Source organism: Bacillus sp. sid0103 (genome assembly GCF_019219025.1).
Genome location: NZ_JAHUWN010000105.1, coordinates 1 through 527 on the forward strand (window position 1 = coordinate 1; position 527 = coordinate 527).

The window sequence follows — 527 nt, forward strand, 5'->3', positions numbered from 1 at the left end:
AAGTCTGGTGCGTCTGCCAATTCCGCCACACCCGCATATTAATTTTAAATGGTGAGCCATGAAGGACTCGAACCTTCGACCCTCTGATTAAAAGTCAGATGCTCTACCAACTGAGCTAATGGCTCATACAAAATGTTTAAAAAACCAACTAGTTTTTCTGCTTAAAATCCCTTCGGGATTTTGCGTATGCTTCCGCTGATGTAAATCAGCGAAATAAGAAGCATGGTGCCGGCGAGAGGACTTGAACCCCCAACCTACTGATTACAAGTCAGTTGCTCTACCAATTGAGCTACCCCGGCGTAATGTATGATAGGTAAATATGGTGGAGGATGACGGGATCGAACCGCCGACCCTCTGCTTGTAAGGCAGATGCTCTCCCAGCTGAGCTAATCCTCCATATATACAGCCTGGCAACGTCCTACTCTCACAGGGACGCGTGTCCCAACTACCATTGGCGCTGAGAAGCTTAACTTCCGTGTTCGGTATGGGAACGGGTGTGACCTTCTCGCCATAATTGCCAGACTATT

At 47.8% G+C, this 527-nt stretch carries 3 tRNA genes and 1 rRNA gene; all 4 read right to left on the reverse strand.

The features are described from left to right. Positions 1 to 49: 49 nt before the first annotated feature. A tRNA-Lys gene (locus KW850_RS32665) sits at positions 50 to 125 on the reverse strand. Between the two features lie 98 nt (positions 126 to 223). After that, positions 224 to 299: transfer RNA gene (locus KW850_RS32670), tRNA-Thr, on the reverse strand. Positions 300 to 320: 21 nt separating this feature from the next. Continuing rightward, positions 321 to 396: transfer RNA gene (locus tag KW850_RS32675), tRNA-Val, on the reverse strand. Between the two features lie 9 nt (positions 397 to 405). Next, positions 406 to 522: ribosomal RNA gene (gene rrf / locus KW850_RS32680) — 5S ribosomal RNA — on the reverse strand. Positions 523 to 527 lie beyond the last annotated feature (5 nt).